The sequence below is a fragment of the Geobacter sp. DSM 9736 genome, assembly GCF_900187405.1.
Lineage (GTDB): Bacteria > Desulfobacterota > Desulfuromonadia > Geobacterales > Geobacteraceae > DSM-9736.
On sequence record NZ_LT896716.1, the window covers coordinates 2325268 to 2340527 of the forward strand.

At 57.0% G+C, this 15260-nt stretch carries 13 protein-coding genes; 6 read left to right on the forward strand and 7 right to left on the reverse strand.

The window, feature by feature from the left end; translation table 11 throughout:
* Positions 1 to 146: 146 nt before the first annotated feature.
* From CFB04_RS10550 to CFB04_RS10565, 4 genes are all read right to left on the reverse strand, one after another.
* Positions 147 to 875: a tetratricopeptide repeat protein gene (locus tag CFB04_RS10550; RefSeq protein ID WP_088535236.1), complete on the reverse strand. Its 729-nt coding sequence runs from the start codon at positions 873 to 875 to the stop codon at positions 147 to 149.
* A gap of 73 nt (positions 876 to 948) precedes the next feature.
* On the reverse strand, positions 949 to 2412 hold the full coding sequence (locus tag CFB04_RS10555) for a lytic transglycosylase domain-containing protein (RefSeq protein WP_088535237.1): 1464 nt from the start codon (positions 2410 to 2412) through the stop codon (positions 949 to 951).
* 116 nt (positions 2413 to 2528) lie between these two features.
* Positions 2529 to 4103: a GTPase HflX gene (gene hflX / locus CFB04_RS10560; RefSeq protein WP_088535238.1), complete on the reverse strand. Its 1575-nt coding sequence runs from the start codon at positions 4101 to 4103 to the stop codon at positions 2529 to 2531.
* Positions 4104 to 4525: 422 nt separating this feature from the next.
* Positions 4526 to 5296: an enoyl-ACP reductase gene (locus CFB04_RS10565; RefSeq protein WP_088535239.1), complete on the reverse strand. Its 771-nt coding sequence runs from the start codon at positions 5294 to 5296 to the stop codon at positions 4526 to 4528.
* A gap of 155 nt (positions 5297 to 5451) precedes the next feature.
* Here CFB04_RS10565 and CFB04_RS10570 point away from each other — a divergent pair, with 155 nt between their 5' ends.
* Complete coding sequence (locus CFB04_RS10570) at positions 5452 to 7059, forward strand: HD domain-containing phosphohydrolase (protein ID WP_088535240.1); 1608 nt, start codon at positions 5452 to 5454, stop codon at positions 7057 to 7059.
* A gap of 24 nt (positions 7060 to 7083) precedes the next feature.
* On the opposite strand, the gene CFB04_RS10575 is transcribed toward CFB04_RS10570, so the two are convergent.
* Together CFB04_RS10575 and CFB04_RS10580 are read right to left on the reverse strand one after the other, a co-directional pair.
* Positions 7084 to 7314, reverse strand: a complete 231-nt coding sequence (locus tag CFB04_RS10575) for a hypothetical protein (protein WP_088535241.1) — start codon at positions 7312 to 7314, stop codon at positions 7084 to 7086.
* 10 nt (positions 7315 to 7324) lie between these two features.
* Positions 7325 to 7564, reverse strand: a complete 240-nt coding sequence (locus CFB04_RS10580; protein WP_088536781.1) for a TIGR03905 family TSCPD domain-containing protein — start codon at positions 7562 to 7564, stop codon at positions 7325 to 7327.
* Between the two features lie 144 nt (positions 7565 to 7708).
* Between CFB04_RS10580 and dusB the strand changes: the two genes are divergently transcribed.
* The 5 genes from dusB (at position 7709) to CFB04_RS10605 (ending at position 13529) form a co-directional block, all read left to right on the forward strand.
* Positions 7709 to 8680 carry a tRNA dihydrouridine synthase DusB gene (dusB, locus tag CFB04_RS10585; protein ID WP_088535242.1) on the forward strand — a complete coding sequence of 324 codons (972 nt, stop codon included), beginning with the start codon at positions 7709 to 7711 and terminating at the stop codon, positions 8678 to 8680.
* Complete coding sequence (locus CFB04_RS10590; protein WP_088535243.1) at positions 8677 to 9774, forward strand: nitrogen regulation protein NR(II); 1098 nt, start codon at positions 8677 to 8679, stop codon at positions 9772 to 9774. The genes dusB and CFB04_RS10590 overlap by 4 nt, the downstream gene beginning before the upstream one ends.
* Positions 9775 to 9869: 95 nt before the next feature.
* Complete coding sequence (locus tag CFB04_RS10595; RefSeq protein WP_088535244.1) at positions 9870 to 11312, forward strand: sigma-54 dependent transcriptional regulator; 1443 nt, start codon at positions 9870 to 9872, stop codon at positions 11310 to 11312.
* A gap of 67 nt (positions 11313 to 11379) precedes the next feature.
* Positions 11380 to 11943, forward strand: coding sequence for an isochorismatase family protein (locus tag CFB04_RS10600; protein ID WP_088536782.1), 564 nt, complete (start codon positions 11380 to 11382; stop codon positions 11941 to 11943).
* 272 nt (positions 11944 to 12215) lie between these two features.
* Positions 12216 to 13529, forward strand: coding sequence for a hypothetical protein (locus tag CFB04_RS10605; protein ID WP_088535245.1), 1314 nt, complete (start codon positions 12216 to 12218; stop codon positions 13527 to 13529).
* On the opposite strand, the gene CFB04_RS10610 is transcribed toward CFB04_RS10605, so the two are convergent.
* A complete protein-coding gene (locus CFB04_RS10610; protein WP_088535246.1) occupies positions 13462 to 15096 on the reverse strand; it encodes an ATP-binding protein in 1635 nt (544 codons plus the stop codon). The genes CFB04_RS10605 and CFB04_RS10610 overlap by 68 nt on opposite strands.
* Between the last annotated feature and the right edge of the window lie 164 nt (positions 15097 to 15260).

A 15260-nucleotide genomic window follows, 5' to 3' on the forward strand; every position in this document is an offset into this window, starting at 1 on the left:
TTGTTATCGGATTGCACCTGTGAAAGTGAAGGAAAAGCTGCACGTGCCGGCGAAGGTTCAGAACTGCAGGATGAGTATTTTGCAGGGGGGCAGCCGGATGGTCCGGGCGGCTCCCCCCGCGGCAGGAGGTACAGTGGAAGGAATGCCTATCTGCGGATGATCCGCCTTTTCATTCCACCCATGGCTGCTGCCTGCTGTTTCATGACGGCGCTCGGCTTTTCAAGATGGAACTGGAGCCACATCTCCCCGTAGTTCTTCATCTTCATCCGTTTGCCTTCGCGAAGGGCTTCCAGATTGTGCTGGAGCCGCTCTTCCCCCGGCATCTTCTTGAGCCCCTTTTCGAGGACATCCTTCGCCTTCCCGATATCGCCGATTTCGACGAGGCAGTAAGCATAGAGGTTCCATAGGAGGGATTCTTTGGGCGAACCCTGGAGGGCCTTTTCGAATGTTTCCTTCATCTTCTCCGGCTTGCTGCGCTTCATGTAGGTTATGGCGAGCATCCCCATGGCGGGCCAGTTCTTAAAGAAGGCCTTTTCCAGATAGGGAAAGGCTGCGGCGAAATCCCGCTTCATGTAATAGATCATACCTATCTGGGCGTTCAGCTGGCCGGTTACGTAAATCTGCCACTTCCCGTACTTGAACGCTTTCTGAAGCTCCCGTATTCCCTTCTCGACCCGCTGGCCCTGGAGATCCTTGGTAACCGTTTCCATCACCTCGGTAATCTTCTTCATGACGATACGGGATATGAGGTAGAACACCCCCACGAATACCAGCATGGCAATGAAGAGCGACATGAGCCAGTGGAGATCGAGGGCGAACTTGAGGGGTATGAACACCGCGACGGCTGCGGCGAGGGAAATGAGCAGGTTGTACATCGATGGTCCTTTCGTTGGATTGATGCTTTGAAAAGTATAATACAAGAGAGCCGAAGGTCAGGCTCGAAACGGATTAACCGTCCACTGCGGCGAGGGTGCCCTTTTTCTCCATGTACTTGGCCACGATAAGCCGTTTTCCGGGACGCAGGGCGACCCGTTGTTTCAGGTTGTTCCACGACGTGAGGAGCTTGGTTGAGACGTTGAACTTCTTTGCGAGAGCGGAGAGAGTGTCACCCTTCTTAACCGTGTAGTACTTGTTGAACTCCTTTGGCGCCGCCTTCCGTGATGCCACAACTTGCCGTTTATCTGATGGTTCGTCCGTGGCCGGCACAGGAACAAGAAGCACCTTTCCCCGAAGTTTTTTGGTGCTTTTGAGGTGGTTGAGCTCCGTGAGGGCCTCGGCTGTGGTGCCGTAACGCCGGGCCACCGCAGCCAGTGTGTCCTTCTTCTTCATCCGGTACCGGGCGTAGACAATCTTCTCGGTGAACCGCTTATCCTCGGGCACCTTAGCATATTCCGTCTCGAAAAGAGCCTTTTTACCCTTCGGAATCTTTAGCTGGTAGTCCTGGTAATCGGGAGGCGTGCACCAGCGGCGCAGCTCCGGGTTAAGGTCACGCAAGGTCTGGTAGGGAATTTCGATGAGCCGCGCAACCAGTTCCAGATCGGTACGTGACGGAATGGCAACCGTATCGAACTCGATGGGTGGGAGATAGGCTACATCTGCAAATCCGTACTTGGCCGGCTCCTTGGCGATGATCGCAGCAGCCAGGAGCTTCGGCACGTAGTCCTTTGTCTCCGGCTTCAGGTACGATCCCTTGGTCAGCTGCCAGAAGTCCCGGCTGTCGTACATGTTGATGGCGCGCATGATCTTGTTCTCGCCGGCGTTATAGCCGGCCGCCGCCAGGTACCAGTCCTTGTTGAAGAGATCGTATAGCTCTTTCAGGTAGAGGGCGGCCGCCACCGTCGACTTCAGAGGGTCGCGGCGCTCGTCGATCCAGGAGTCGATCCGGAGGGAATAGCGTTTCCCGGTGCCGGACATGAACTGCCACGGCCCAACGGCACTCGCCACCGAGTATGCATGGGGAGAGAAGCCGCTCTCTATCATTGCAAGATAGACAAGATCCTCCGGAAGCCCCTCCCTGCGCAGCACTTCCCGCATCATGGGAATGTAGCGCTCGGATCGGGAAAGCCACCGGGCGAAGGTGTTCCTGGCCTTCGTCTGGAAGTAATTGACGAAGTAATCAACCTTGCTGTTGAGGGTGAGGGGAATGTCGGATTCGGGGAGGACGTCTTCAGGCAGAAGCAGCTCGAAGTCCCCGTCATCCTGGCTTTCATCGACAACGAAGAAATCGGATGCAGCCAGGTCGAGTCCTTCGATAAGCAGAGCCTCCCTCGCCGATGCGATCTGGGTCCGCCCCGCCTCTTCCACGGCTGCGGGAAGGGAGGGAGATGGCTCCTGCGGCAGTGAGGGCTCCTCTGCGAAAGCCGCTGCGGCCCAAAACAGCCCTGCTATAGAGAGCAGCTTATGCTTTATCATTATTCCGCCGTCTGCATTAGGATAGATTTGGAGGGAAGTTCCGTCCCGATTGGGGACGGGCCAGTATAGAAAACTACAGCCGCCTTGTCAATTATCACGGGACCTGGAGCAGCGTCTCATTTGCCCGCCGCGTCCCAGAGACGGTTCTCCATCTCGACCAGGAGCGGCTCGAGGCTGCTCTTGTCCCGGGCGGACACGAAGATCGCCCCTAGACGGCGGGCCAGGTGACGTGCCTTCATGGAAGCCAGCGGATCCTGCTGCTTCATGTCCGGGAGCAGGTCACTCTTGTTGAACACGAGGAGCCGCGGCGTGTCGGCGAGACCGAGATCTGCGAGTATCTGCTCCACCTGACCGATCTGCTCTTCGAATCGGGGGTTGGAGCAGTCCACCAGATGAATGAGAAGGTCTGCGTCCTGCAACTCCTCCAGCGTCGCCTTGAATGCGCCCATGAGCGAAGCAGGAAGCGACCTGATGAAACCTACCGTGTCGGTGATTATGACTTCCCTCTCGCGCGGAAACCGCAGCCGACGGGTGGCGGTGTCGAGGGTGGCGAAAAGGAGGTTTTCCGTAAAGACTTCACTTTTGGTAAGGGTGTTGAGGAGCGTGGACTTCCCGGCATTCGTATAGCCTACGATGGAAACAATGGGGAGCCCCGCCTTGACCCGTCTCTGGCGCCGCTGATAACGCCCGCCCGACAGCTCGTCCAGCTCCCGTTCGAGTTTGGCTATCCGGTCCCGGATGCGCCTGCGGTCCATCTCCAGCTTGGTTTCGCCGGGGCCGCGCCCGCCGATTCCACCCATGAGCCGCGACATCTGGACACCCCGCCCGGTAAGGCGCGGCAGCAGGTATTTCAGCTGTGCCAGTTCCACCTGCACCTTTCCGTCCAGGCTTTTGGCCCGCCTGGCAAAGATGTCGAGGATCAGTTGGCTCCTGTCGATAACTTTCAACTCCGTCATTTCGGAGATCGACCGGATCTGGGTAGGGGAAAGCTCCTGGTCGAAGACGAGGAGCGATGCCCCCAGCTGAAGCGCCCGTATCACCACTTCCCGCATTTTCCCCTCACCCATAAGGTACCGGGGACTGAACTGGCGCGGATGCTGGATTATGGTCGAAAGAACCTCCACCCCTGCAGTGCGGGCAAGCTCCTTCAGCTCCTCTATTGAATCTTCGGCTTCAGCACGTGACTTCTGGGTGACGGAGATAAGAATGCCCCGCTCCTCGGAAGTCTTGACCTCCGCGGTTCCGCGGGCTGCTTTCTCAAGAGACTGCTCCAGGGTGGCGACGAATTCCGCAAAGTCGAGGTGGAAACGGCCGACCGGCTGTGGCGGATCCGTGCGGTACGGTGTTTTTCCCGCTCCCGCAGGAACAAGTTGGCCGATCTGCACTGATGGCTCGGGGGTATCGAGGAGCAGGGCAGCAATGAGGTCGAGGCGCAGGAGGGAAAGGTCGGTCAGGTCATCGTCATTAAGCGGCTCCCCCTTGAGGTGAGTGTGGACGAGCCGCAAGCCACGCAGCATACGCTTCCCGAGCGGGTAGTCGAAGAGTTCGGGAATGAGAAGGGCTTTTTCGTCCCCAACCAGGACGTATTCCAGTTCACCGAACCTGTTGAGTAACACTCCCACCTGGCGCCTGATCTCACGCGATAGAGCGGCCATCTCCCGCACTAGATCCAAGGTGAAGGCTTCGGCCATAGGCACACGGCGCCTGTAGAGCTTCTCCAGCGCCCGGAGCTGGCTCGGTTTCAGACCGGTAAGGTTGCCGTGCAGCTGTTTTATGGATACCTCACTTCGCCGGTCGCTGAAAAACGGTATCTCGCCGCCGTCCTCGAAAGCCTCCTTGTACGGCGTAGCGCTGCTACGCCTCCGCGGGGCTTTCTACGGTGCGACGATCTAACCGTTTTTGAGCAACCTGTTTTGAATGAATCTTCAAAGTCGTGTTAGCAACCCGAGAACCCTTGCAAGCGGCACCAGATTCGCGATGATTCCGTTGAAGGCGACGACCGATGGCCCGCAGGCGTAGTACCCTCTGGGGCATAAACAGCGCTACGTCGAGGAGCCTGAGGAGGAGCCGGCGGCGGAAGCGCGCGAATATGGCGTCGCCTAGAGAAAGTGTATCACAGACCGATGACGTTGTACCCGCTATCAACAAAGTGTATTTCGCCGGTTACGCCGCGGGCGAGGGAGCTGCAAAGGTAGACGGCCGACCCCGCGACCTCTTCCTGGGTGATGTTGCGACGAAGAGGGGCCTTTTCCTCCACGTGTCCAGCGATCTGATTGAAACCGCCGACCCCCGCGGCAGCCAGCGTCTTTATCGGCCCGGCTGAGATGGCGTTGACCCGGATCCCCTCAGGCCCCACCGCTTCGGCCAGGTACCGCACGCTCATTTCAAGGGCCGCTTTGGCAACCCCCATCACATTGTAGTTAGGGAACACTTTCTGGCCCCCGTAGTAGCTCATGGTGAGAACGCTCGCCTCGCGCCCCTTCATCAGGGGTGCCGCTCCCCTCGTAAGGCCGATGAGTGAGTACGCACTGATGTCCAGCGCGGTGGCGAATCCCTCTCTCGTCGTGTTGAGAAACGATCCTTTCAGCTCCTCCTTGTTGGCGAAGGCAACGGAATGGACGAGAATGTCGAGCCCCCCCCAGGCGCTGCCGACCTGATCGAAAGCAGTCTTTATATCCTCATCGCTGCGAACGTCGCACGGCAGCACGAGCTTCGCTCCCACGCTCTCCGCAAGCGGCATTACCCTTTTGGCCACCGTCTCGTTGGCATACGTCAGAATCAGCTCCGCACCTTCCCGTCGAAATGCCTCGGCAATGGCCCAGGCGATACTCTTATCGTTGGCGACACCGAAAATGACCGCTTTCTTACCCTTCAGCAAGCCCATCAAAAATCCTCCTTGTTCCTTTCTTACGGCAGCCGTCCATTGCTGCTCCTCGCCGTCGGCAACCAGAGCCGTCCCGGGCGGCGGGGATTCGTGATACTAATAAAAAAAGGCACGATTCGCAAGAAATATGGCTTTTTTTGTGATAAAGAAAGGGCATGGAACCTTTCAGCCCGAAAATCAAGGGAGCAGCACACCTGGCAAGCCTGGCCGATGTGGACGAGGTGGTGAAGAACCTTACCCGGCTTCTGCACAAATCGGTAAGAAGCGGCTGGGTGGCCGCATATCTGCTGGATCGCGAACGAAGAGCCTTCGGGACATGCCTGAAGTGCGAGCTGCCGGAACGGTATGCCCCGCTGCTCGACACAATGCCTCTCCCTCTCGACAAGGTCCGGCGCCTCTTCCGGAAAAACCGGCACCTGTTCCTGGACGATCAGTCGGTCCGTAATCTCCTTCCCGAAACCTTCGACAAGATGTTGCAGAGACTGCGACTGCTGCTCGTACCCATGATGGTGAGGAACCAGGTAATGGGGGTACTTCTCATAGCCCGCAGCCGCCGGCTCCCCTCCTTCAGCGCCGACGAACTCGGGTTCGTACGTGATATGGTTTCGCACGCCGCGCTTGTCGTCAGCCACATGAGGCTGTTCGACGAATCCCTCGATATGGCCGTTGAGATGGCCAAGGGTATCGACATCATCCTGACCATCGACGAGATCAACAAAGCCATATCCTCGTCGCTGAGCCGCGACAAGATCATCGAGACAGCCATGCAAAGCATAGAGCGGATCGTCAGGTGCGAAGTGGCGGCGCTATTCCAAGAGGACAGGAAGGGACTCCACGTGATCTCCTCTCATGCCTACGGCCCGGAGATACCTCCGGAACTCATGGCAGGGGCGCGACCGGGCAATGGGAGCTCCGCCGTCTGCACTGCCTTCCGCAGCGGCAAGAGCCACTACATTCCCTCCACCAGCCAAACCAGGCACATGGGGATTCTTGACAGAGCCCTGTCGCAAGCGGGGATGCAGTCGCTTCTGGCAATCCCGCTCATCGGCCGGGGAGAGTCGAAAGGAGTACTGCTCCTGGCGCACCGAAAGAGCGAGCAGTTCGGCGGAGAAGCCACATTCGCCATCGAAAAGGTCGCTGCGCAGATGGCGGTGGCACTGGAAAACGCGAAACTCTACGAAGACATGCGGAGCCTCTTCATCAGCACGATTTCCAGCCTTACTAATGTCATAGACGCAAAATCGCCATGGACCAAGGGGCACTCGGAGCGGGTCATGCACATCGCCAGCTCCATCGCGAAGGAAATGGGGCTTCCGGAAGCGGTGGTCGAGCGGGTCAGACTGGGGGGTCTGCTTCACGATATCGGCAAAATAGGCATAATGGAAGCCTTGCTGGAAAAGCCGGAGGTCCTGTCGGAAGACGAGTTCCCCCCGCTTCGCCTCCACCCTGAAAAGGGAGTTGCGATCCTAGCGCCCATCGAGCAGCTCCAGGACGTTCTCTCCGCGATCCTCTACCACCATGAGCGGTACGACGGGACCGGCTACCCGAAAGGGCTCAAGGGAGAGGACATCCCTCTGGAGGCCCGCATAGTGACCGTTGCGGACTCCTTCGACGCGATGGTCGAGGACCGTCCGTACCACAAGGCGCTGACGGTCCAGGAAGCTCTGGAAGAATTAGGAAAAAACGCTGGCACGCAGTTCGACCCGGTGGTGGTCGAGCGTTTCACCACCTACGTCAGGCGGAAGCTCACCGGCGCATCGTGAACCGGGACCGGTGAATGAAGATGATCAGTGTAAAGTGTCGTGATCAGAGGAATCCACCACCGAACCCGAAGGCGGAAGTCTATCGTTGTTCCGCTCCAGGAGGGCCAGGCGGCGGTCGATCTCCTCGACGATGAGATGGGTCCTGTCGAGCTTTATCTTCATCCCGATGATCACGAACGGCAGAACCAGCCAAACCATGGCCAGCAGAAACCCGAGGATGCCCATCATAACCATCAAACCGCTGAAAAGTTCCATGAACGCTCCCCTACTCCGCTGCCTGCAGCGCCCTCGCCAGCTGATCCGGGCATGAGGTATCCCCCTGGCACGCGATGCCCTTCAGCCGCCGCACCGCCTCCGACACCTGCATACCCTGCACCAGCGCGGCCACTGCCCTTGTATTGCCCGGGCAGCCGTCAACGAATTCCGTGCTGAGGATTACACCGTCGATGATCTCTATTTCAATGCGCCGGGCGCACGACCCTTCCGTAACGTAGCTGATTCGCATTTTTTCTCCCCCCAGAACTTCCGGTGTATATCCCCGTGCAGGAAAAGTCAACGTCATCTTTACCGCAATTCCGGGCAAAATAGGCTTTCGCTTTTAGGGAAGGGTGTGCTAGTATGCCTAAAAAATAGGCAGACCCGACTTACCATGACATCAAAACTTCGTATAGGCGCGCTTACGCTCGCCAACAATCTGATACTCGCGCCGATGGCAGGAATAACCAATCTGCCGGCGCGCCTCCTGGCCCGCCGGTACGGGGCTTCCCTCTGCTTCACCGAAATGGTCAGTGTGAACGGCCTGGTGCGGGAAGGACGAAAAACCTTCGACCTTTTGCGCAGTTCCCCCGACGATCGCCCCCTCGGTGTTCAACTCTTCGGCGACGAGCCCGGCATTCTTGCCGAAGCAGCCCGCCTGGTAGAGGGGTACGCCGACCTTGTCGACATCAATATGGGATGCCCCGTGAAAAAGGTTGTCGGCACCGGAGCCGGTAGCGCACTGCTGCGCGAGCCCAAAAAGGTTGCAGACATTCTCAGGGCTGTCCGCAGAGCTACTAAGCTCCCACTGACCATCAAGATCCGCACCGGGTGGCAGGCTGGCCAGCATACCTTCCACGAGATCGGGCGGATCGCTGCCGAAGAGGGGTGCGACGCGCTTACCCTCCACCCCCGGACGAGGGCGCAGATGTTCGAAGGCCACGCGGATTGGGAGCTGATACGGGAACTCAAGGACGCCATTTCCATTCCGATCATCGGCAGCGGTGACATCTTTTCGCCTCACGATGTAGTTGCGATGCTTGAGCGTACCGGTTGCGACGGCGTCATGATCGCCCGCGGGGGGCTCGGCAATCCTTGGATTTTCAAACAGGCCCAGGCACTGCTTGAGGGCAGGGAGGCACATCCGCCCGACGCTCGTGAACGGCTTGCGGTGGCGCAGCTCCACCTCGACCTCTTCACGGAGCTGGCTGGAGAGCCGGTGGCGGTACGGGAAATGCGAAAACACCTGGCATGGTACGTGAAAGGTCTGCCCGGGGCTGCCCCCTTCCGGGCAGCGGCGAATACTATCCAGACGAAGGATGAAATGCTGGCTGCAATGAACAGCTTCTTCGGTCGCGCCTCGTGACAGAGAAAACAGGTACACTGCTGCAGGATTATTATGCGAACGTCATCGACAGCGTAGGCGACGGGGTCGTAGTCCTTGATCGGGACGGACTGGTGACGCTCATCAATCCTGCAGCAGAGGAACTTCTCGGTGTCTCCGGACGGCAGGGACGTGGTGTCCACTTCTCGCTTCTTTTTCGAGGAGAGGAACTGCTGCTGGAAATGGTGGCCAAAACCGCCGCTACGAGGATGATCATCTCCGACCACGAGAACATCATCCTAAAGCGCGGCTCCCAACCCAAGCCTGTGAGCGCAACCACATCACCGCTCCTGCTCGCCAGCGGCGAAACCATCGGGACCATCGTCGTGCTGCGCGACCTGACTAACGTGCGTGAGCTGGAGGAAGCGGTAAGGCAGGCAGACAGGCTCTCCACCATAGGGACCCTGGCAGCGGGCCTTGCGCACGAGATCAAGAATCCCCTCGGGGGGATAAAGGGCGCCGCCCAGCTTCTCGAACAGGAGCTTCCAGAAGGAAGCGAGCTGCGGGAATACACTGACGTCGTCATTCGGGAAGTGCAGCGGGTGAACCGGATCGTCGAGGAGCTCCTCGAGCTGGCCGCGCCGCGGAAGCTGCAGTTTTCTCCGGTCAACCTGCACCGGATCATAGGCGACATAATCATCCTCCAGAAGCGGTCCGCTGCAGACCGGAACGTGCGTTTCCAGCAGCAGTTCGATCCCAGCATTCCTGCGATACTCGCAGACGAGCCGCTCCTTATCCAGCTCTTCCTCAACCTCATTAAAAATGCGGTGGAAGCAGTCGGAGATAGTGGGCTGATCAGGGTTACGACCCGCGTCTGGTCCGACTACAGCATGACGCATAAGGGAGAGGGGCGCTCGCGCATGCTGGCCGTGGAAATCCATGACGACGGACCAGGCATTCAGAAGGAACAGATGGAGCAGCTTTTCACTCCCTTCTTCACGACCAAGACCAAAGGGACAGGCCTCGGCCTCCCCATCTGCCACAAGATAGTCTCCGAGCATCGGGGCATGATCAAAGCAGAGTCCGAACCTGGACGCGGGACCACCTTCACGGTCATGCTTCCGCTCATGCAATGAAAAACAGGTAAAGGTACAGGTAAAGGTAAAGAAAAAGCTTTTCGATTCTTCTCTCTACCTTTACCTCCACATCTACCTGAGTCTAGAGGTTTCCCATGTCACTGAACAGAATACTTGTCGCCGATGACGAAGAAAGCATGCGCTGGGTCCTTTCGAAGGCTCTTCGGAAAAAAGGGTTCACCGTAGATCTGGCGAGGGACGGCAATGAGGCGCTGCGCCTCATTCAGGCAGGCCCATACGATATGGCCATCCTTGACATAAAAATGCCGGGACTGTCTGGGCTGGACCTCCTCGACCGGGTCAAGGAGCTGAAGCAGGACCTGCTGGTCGTCATCATGACAGCCGAAGCCAGCATGAAAAACGCTGTCGAGGCAATGAAGCGGGGCGCCTACGATTATCTGACAAAGCCCTTCGACCTTGACGTCATCGATGCCATCATCGAAAAGGTTCTCCGCGCGCGGGAGATGACGCGGCAGGTAAGCCTGCTCAAGGAGGAGCTGAAGGACCGGTACCAGCTTGAAAAAACGATCATCGGAAACTCCCATGCCATGAGGGACGTCTACAAGACCATCGGCAAGGTCGCACCGAGCGACGTAACCGTTCTCATCCAGGGGGAATCGGGAACGGGAAAAGAGCTGATCGCACGGGCCATACACTTCAACTCCAGACGGCTCGGCAAGCCGTTCATCGCCCTGAACTGCGCAGCAATACCGAAGGAGCTCCTCGAAAGCGAGCTGTTCGGTTTCGAAAAGGGGGCTTTTACCGGGGCTGTGGAGCGCAAGCTCGGCAAGTTCGAGCAGGCCAACGGCGGGACTATATTCCTTGACGAAATCGGGGACATGCCTGTCGACCTGCAGGCAAAGATTCTCAGGGTGCTTCAGGAAAAAGAGGTTACGCGCACCGGAGGAAGCCAGAACATTGCGGTCGATGTGCGCATTGTGGCTGCCACCAACCAGGATCTTGAGGATAAGGTTCGGCAAAAGGCATTCCGCGAAGACCTCTTCTACCGGCTCAATGTGGTGCCTATCCAGCTTGTCCCCCTTCGGGAGCGGAAGGAGGACATACCGCTACTCGTTGATTATTTTCTTGAAAAGATCTGTTCCGAGCTTGAGGTTCCTATTCGCCGGTGCTCCGCCGACGCCCAGAAACTACTTTCCGCCTGGAGCTGGCCCGGCAACGTACGGGAGCTGGAAAACACATTGAAACGCGCAGTAATACTTTCGTCCGACCAGCTACTCACCTCCGCCGACTTCCCTGGGCAGGTCAACCAGAAGGGCAGTGAGCGCCACCTGAGCGAAGAGCTCTCCCTGGAAGGAATAGTCGACATCAAGCTACGTAACAGCTTCGCCAACATGGACAAGATGGAGCGTGGAGATGTCTACACCATGGTACTGGAACAGGTGGAACGCCCTCTGATCAGGTTCGTTCTGGAGAAGACCCGGGGAAACCAGGTGCGCGCCGCGGACATACTGGGTATCAACCGCAACACTCTCCGCAAAAAGATCAACGATCTCGGAGTCGAGATAAAAAAGGATTGAGCAGCAAGACATGGGGTTGAACAACCTCCCGTGTATCCTCGATCCGATTCTAATGGAGGTATTCCGTATGGGAGTAATGGACAAGTTTTTTCTTGAGCGGGACAAAGCGGTGCTGGTGGTGATCGATGTCCAGGAAAAGCTGTGCAGGGCCATGGACGAGAAAGTCCTCGAAAAGCTGACGGCCAACGTCTCAGTACTGATGGAGGCTGCAACTGAGCTGGCAATCCCCATTGTGGCAACCGAGCAATACGTAAAGGGACTGGGTGAAACCCTCCTCCCGTTGCGGGAGAAGCTATGCTCTCCCGCACTGGAGAAGATGACGTTCAGCTGCTGCGGCGACAGCCTCTTCCTCGACCGGCTCAACGAACTGAAGCGCCCGCAGATCATTATCGCCGGCATGGAAACCCACGTGTGCGTTCTTCAGACCGTACTGGAACTTCTGGCGAAAGGGTACGTCGTCCACCTTGTCAAGGATGCAGTAATGAGCAGAAAAAAAGATAACTGGCAGGTAGGGATAGATGCCGCCGCTGCAGCAGGAGCGGTCGTTACTTCCACGGAAGCAGCCCTCTTTCAGTTGCTTCGAACCGCGGGAACAGAGGAATTCAGGAAGCTGTCGAAACTGGTACGCTGATGACAAAAAAGGGCGCCACGGATCTCGTGGCGCCAAATAACGGATGAAGGAGGTCCACCCGCAAAAGTACTGACCAGCCTTAATATCCTTTAATTATTATTCACTATATCCCAACTCCTACCTGTGTCAACTGATTCCCTAAAAATAATCCAGCGATTGCCGATACTACCTTTAAGCGAGTCTTCTTCCCAAAATCCTGCTTGATATTTCCTAGATTAATTGAGATTATATTCTACACTGCACAGCTTGATTTTCTTTAATGGAAGGTCCGTATGCACCGTTCAACCACTACGCAGTCGGTCCCCGCGAATCCAGTAGCATCAGCAACAGAGGGGGGGGTCAAGCTTTGCTTCCCATCATTCAATCCTCGCCGGTGGAAGAAGGTTGCTGTCTTCGGGGCGATTGCAGTCGCGGTCAGCGTCCTCCTATTAAGCACCGTACGCATCAATTTGAAGGGACACTTTGACGGCCTTTTTCTTCTTCGAGGAGAGAATGGATGGCTGTACGAAATATCTGACGATCTGTATGCCGGGGACGGAGAAAGGCTGATCCACGGTTTCGATTTCGAAGATCCCCAATACCGCCTCTCGCTTATGCTTCACGGGGAACCGAAGCGCCCATCCCTCTATTACGAGTGGGATACGGAAACGGGGGCAGGATACATCAGGAATTTTCTTCCTGACGGAGGAGTACTTTTCACCTCGTTCGCACGCTACAAGGATGATGACAAAAAAGAAGTCAATGGCCTCTTCGTCGGAGGCACCCTTCCCGCCAACGTCATCAGCAACGACAACGTCTTCATGAATGAAAGCGGCATGGCCTACAATGACGGCTCCAGGTGGTACCATATCTGGTGCAACGTCAACGAAGGCATCATTTCCCCCTTCACGAGGAAAACCAGCACCCCCTCTTCATGGGAATTCCTCGGAAGCAAGATCATCGATGCCGACAGTCACACACTCGCCCTATCGAGCGCTCATCGCACGGAGATTGATGGTGTTCCTCTGCGGGTCGACAGGTATGCATACTTTCATGCAGGCGACCCGTATTTCATCCTCACCGTGAAGGTCACCAACATCGGCACAAGCCTCGCGCACTACTATTATGTCTATGGAGATGAACCGTGGACCGGCAACTACGGGACTTCAAGAGGTAACGTGGGGTGGGTGGAAGACCGACTGGTCGAGCACGAAACTAATATCGACAGCAGAAAATACTCGTATGCCGGCATGTTTGATTATGGCAACAGCGCCATCGGAGAAGGACGCAATTTCACCGGCGCCGCCAACTTCATCGAATGGCTGGGGAATGACAAGCCGGATGTCTACTTCGCCAACGACGGCAACGGGGTTTCGGGAGCGAAAGAACCTCTCCCGCTCAGCAGCAACACCCGGTTCATAGGCCTTCAGTGGGGCCCGAAACAGCTGGCTCCCGGCAGATCAGCTTCGTATCAGATGGCAATAGGAATGGCAGGGCACGATCCCAGGACGGGACTTCCCGTTAAACCGGTTATCCGGCTCAAGCCAGAGGAGCTCTACCATCACTCGCAGGGGCTCCCCCTTCTGAGAAAGAAAGATTTGGGATAGTAAAGAATATGGTGGCACCCTGGTCGATAGCGCCCTCGGCCCAGACTTCCCCACCATGACGCTGTATGATTCGTTCCACCGAAGCGAGGCCGATGCCGAAGCCGCGGAACTCATGAGCTCCATGAAGCCGCTGGAACGGCACGAATAGAAGGGAGGCGGCTTCCGGTTCGAAACCGGCACCATTATCCCGTACATAGCAAAAACGCCTTCCCTCAGCCTCGCCTGCGCCGAACTCTATGACCGCACGGTCCTTTCCTGCGGTAAACTTCCAGGCATTCCCCATCAGGTTCTCCAGCACGGCGCGCAGCAGGCCGGGGTCACCTTCCCCCCGGACGTCTTCCTGTATGCGGAACTCCACCTCTCTCTCCATGTCGTTCATTCTAAGGCTCCCCGCAATGCTGCGGGCGATGAGGCTGAGGTCGGCCAGTTCCCGCTTCAGTTCGCATTTTCCGAGACGTGAAAAGTCCAGCATCTGGGAAATGAACTGATTCATTCGCGTGCAGGTCTTGAATATCTCCCCGATGTAGTCCCTGCACTCCGTGTCGATCCGACTGGAGCAAGGCCCCAGCAGCAACTGGCAATAGCCGCTTATGCCGGTAAGAGGAGAACGGAGATCGTGGGACACGGTGTAGTTGAACGCTTCCAGTTCCTGGTTCGCCTGCTCAAGCTGAAAAGCACGGTCAGCCAAGTGAGTGTTCAGTGCCTCGATCTCCCCCTCGAGTTCCTTCAGATGGGAGACATCGTTGAGGATCACGACCGTCCCCTGGTATTTTCCGCTTACATCAAGCATCCGCTGCATCAGGATGATACATTGCGCTTTCCTGCCTGCAGCCGTTATCTCCTTTTCAAAACCTGTCGTAATATCCGCCGCTACGGCAAACGCAGCAATTTCCGCCGCCAGCGAAGGTGGTGGGGAAGGCCTTGCTTCTTCACCGTAGTAATGTAGCTCCGAAGCGTCCTGGCCGTAGAAAAGGCGGGCGGCCGCACGGTTCAGGTTGACGACCTTCCCTTCACCATCAACGAACAGCACCGGGTTTGGAAGACTCTCGAAAATCGTCAGGAACTTGTTCTTTTCGTTTGTGATGCGCAGGTTGGCCTGCTGCAAATCACGGATCTGCTCGACCTGATCAACACGCATCCATTCCGCAGAAAATCCGACTTCGATCCGGTCGAAGAAGTTGTCCAGGCGCTCCCGGAAGTCCTGCGTATCGGCAAGGGAGAAACCGCCCTTCATGAGAAGATCGATGTACCCCTTGCGGTAGTGCTTCATTAGACCGAGGAACAGGGGAAGGGATACACCGCGTTTCCGGTGCTTTCCCGCTTCCTTCACTCCGAACAGCGCCACGGGATCGGAGACATAATCGACATCCGCCGTGATGGGCCTGAGACATTCTTCAGACTCGAGAGCCTCGATAATGGGAGCCGAAAGTCCGGCAATGGACGCGCGCCACGCTTCCACCAGCGTGGACGTATAGGCAGTATAGCCATGCAGCTTTGCATACCCCAGCACACGCTGCATAAGCCACTGCTCGTTCGTCGTAATCAGATTTCGTAACGCTTCCATCATCCCCCCCGGCCGGATGCCGCACTAGAAAGAGCAGGAACTGAGTCAAGAAAGATATGCACGTTGCGGCTTTCACTGTCAATACAAAACGGTTTTTGCGAGCTGTTGCAGAGTCGGGATTGCTGATTATAATATGTTAATTGATTGGTGGGCATTCGAGCACTGTC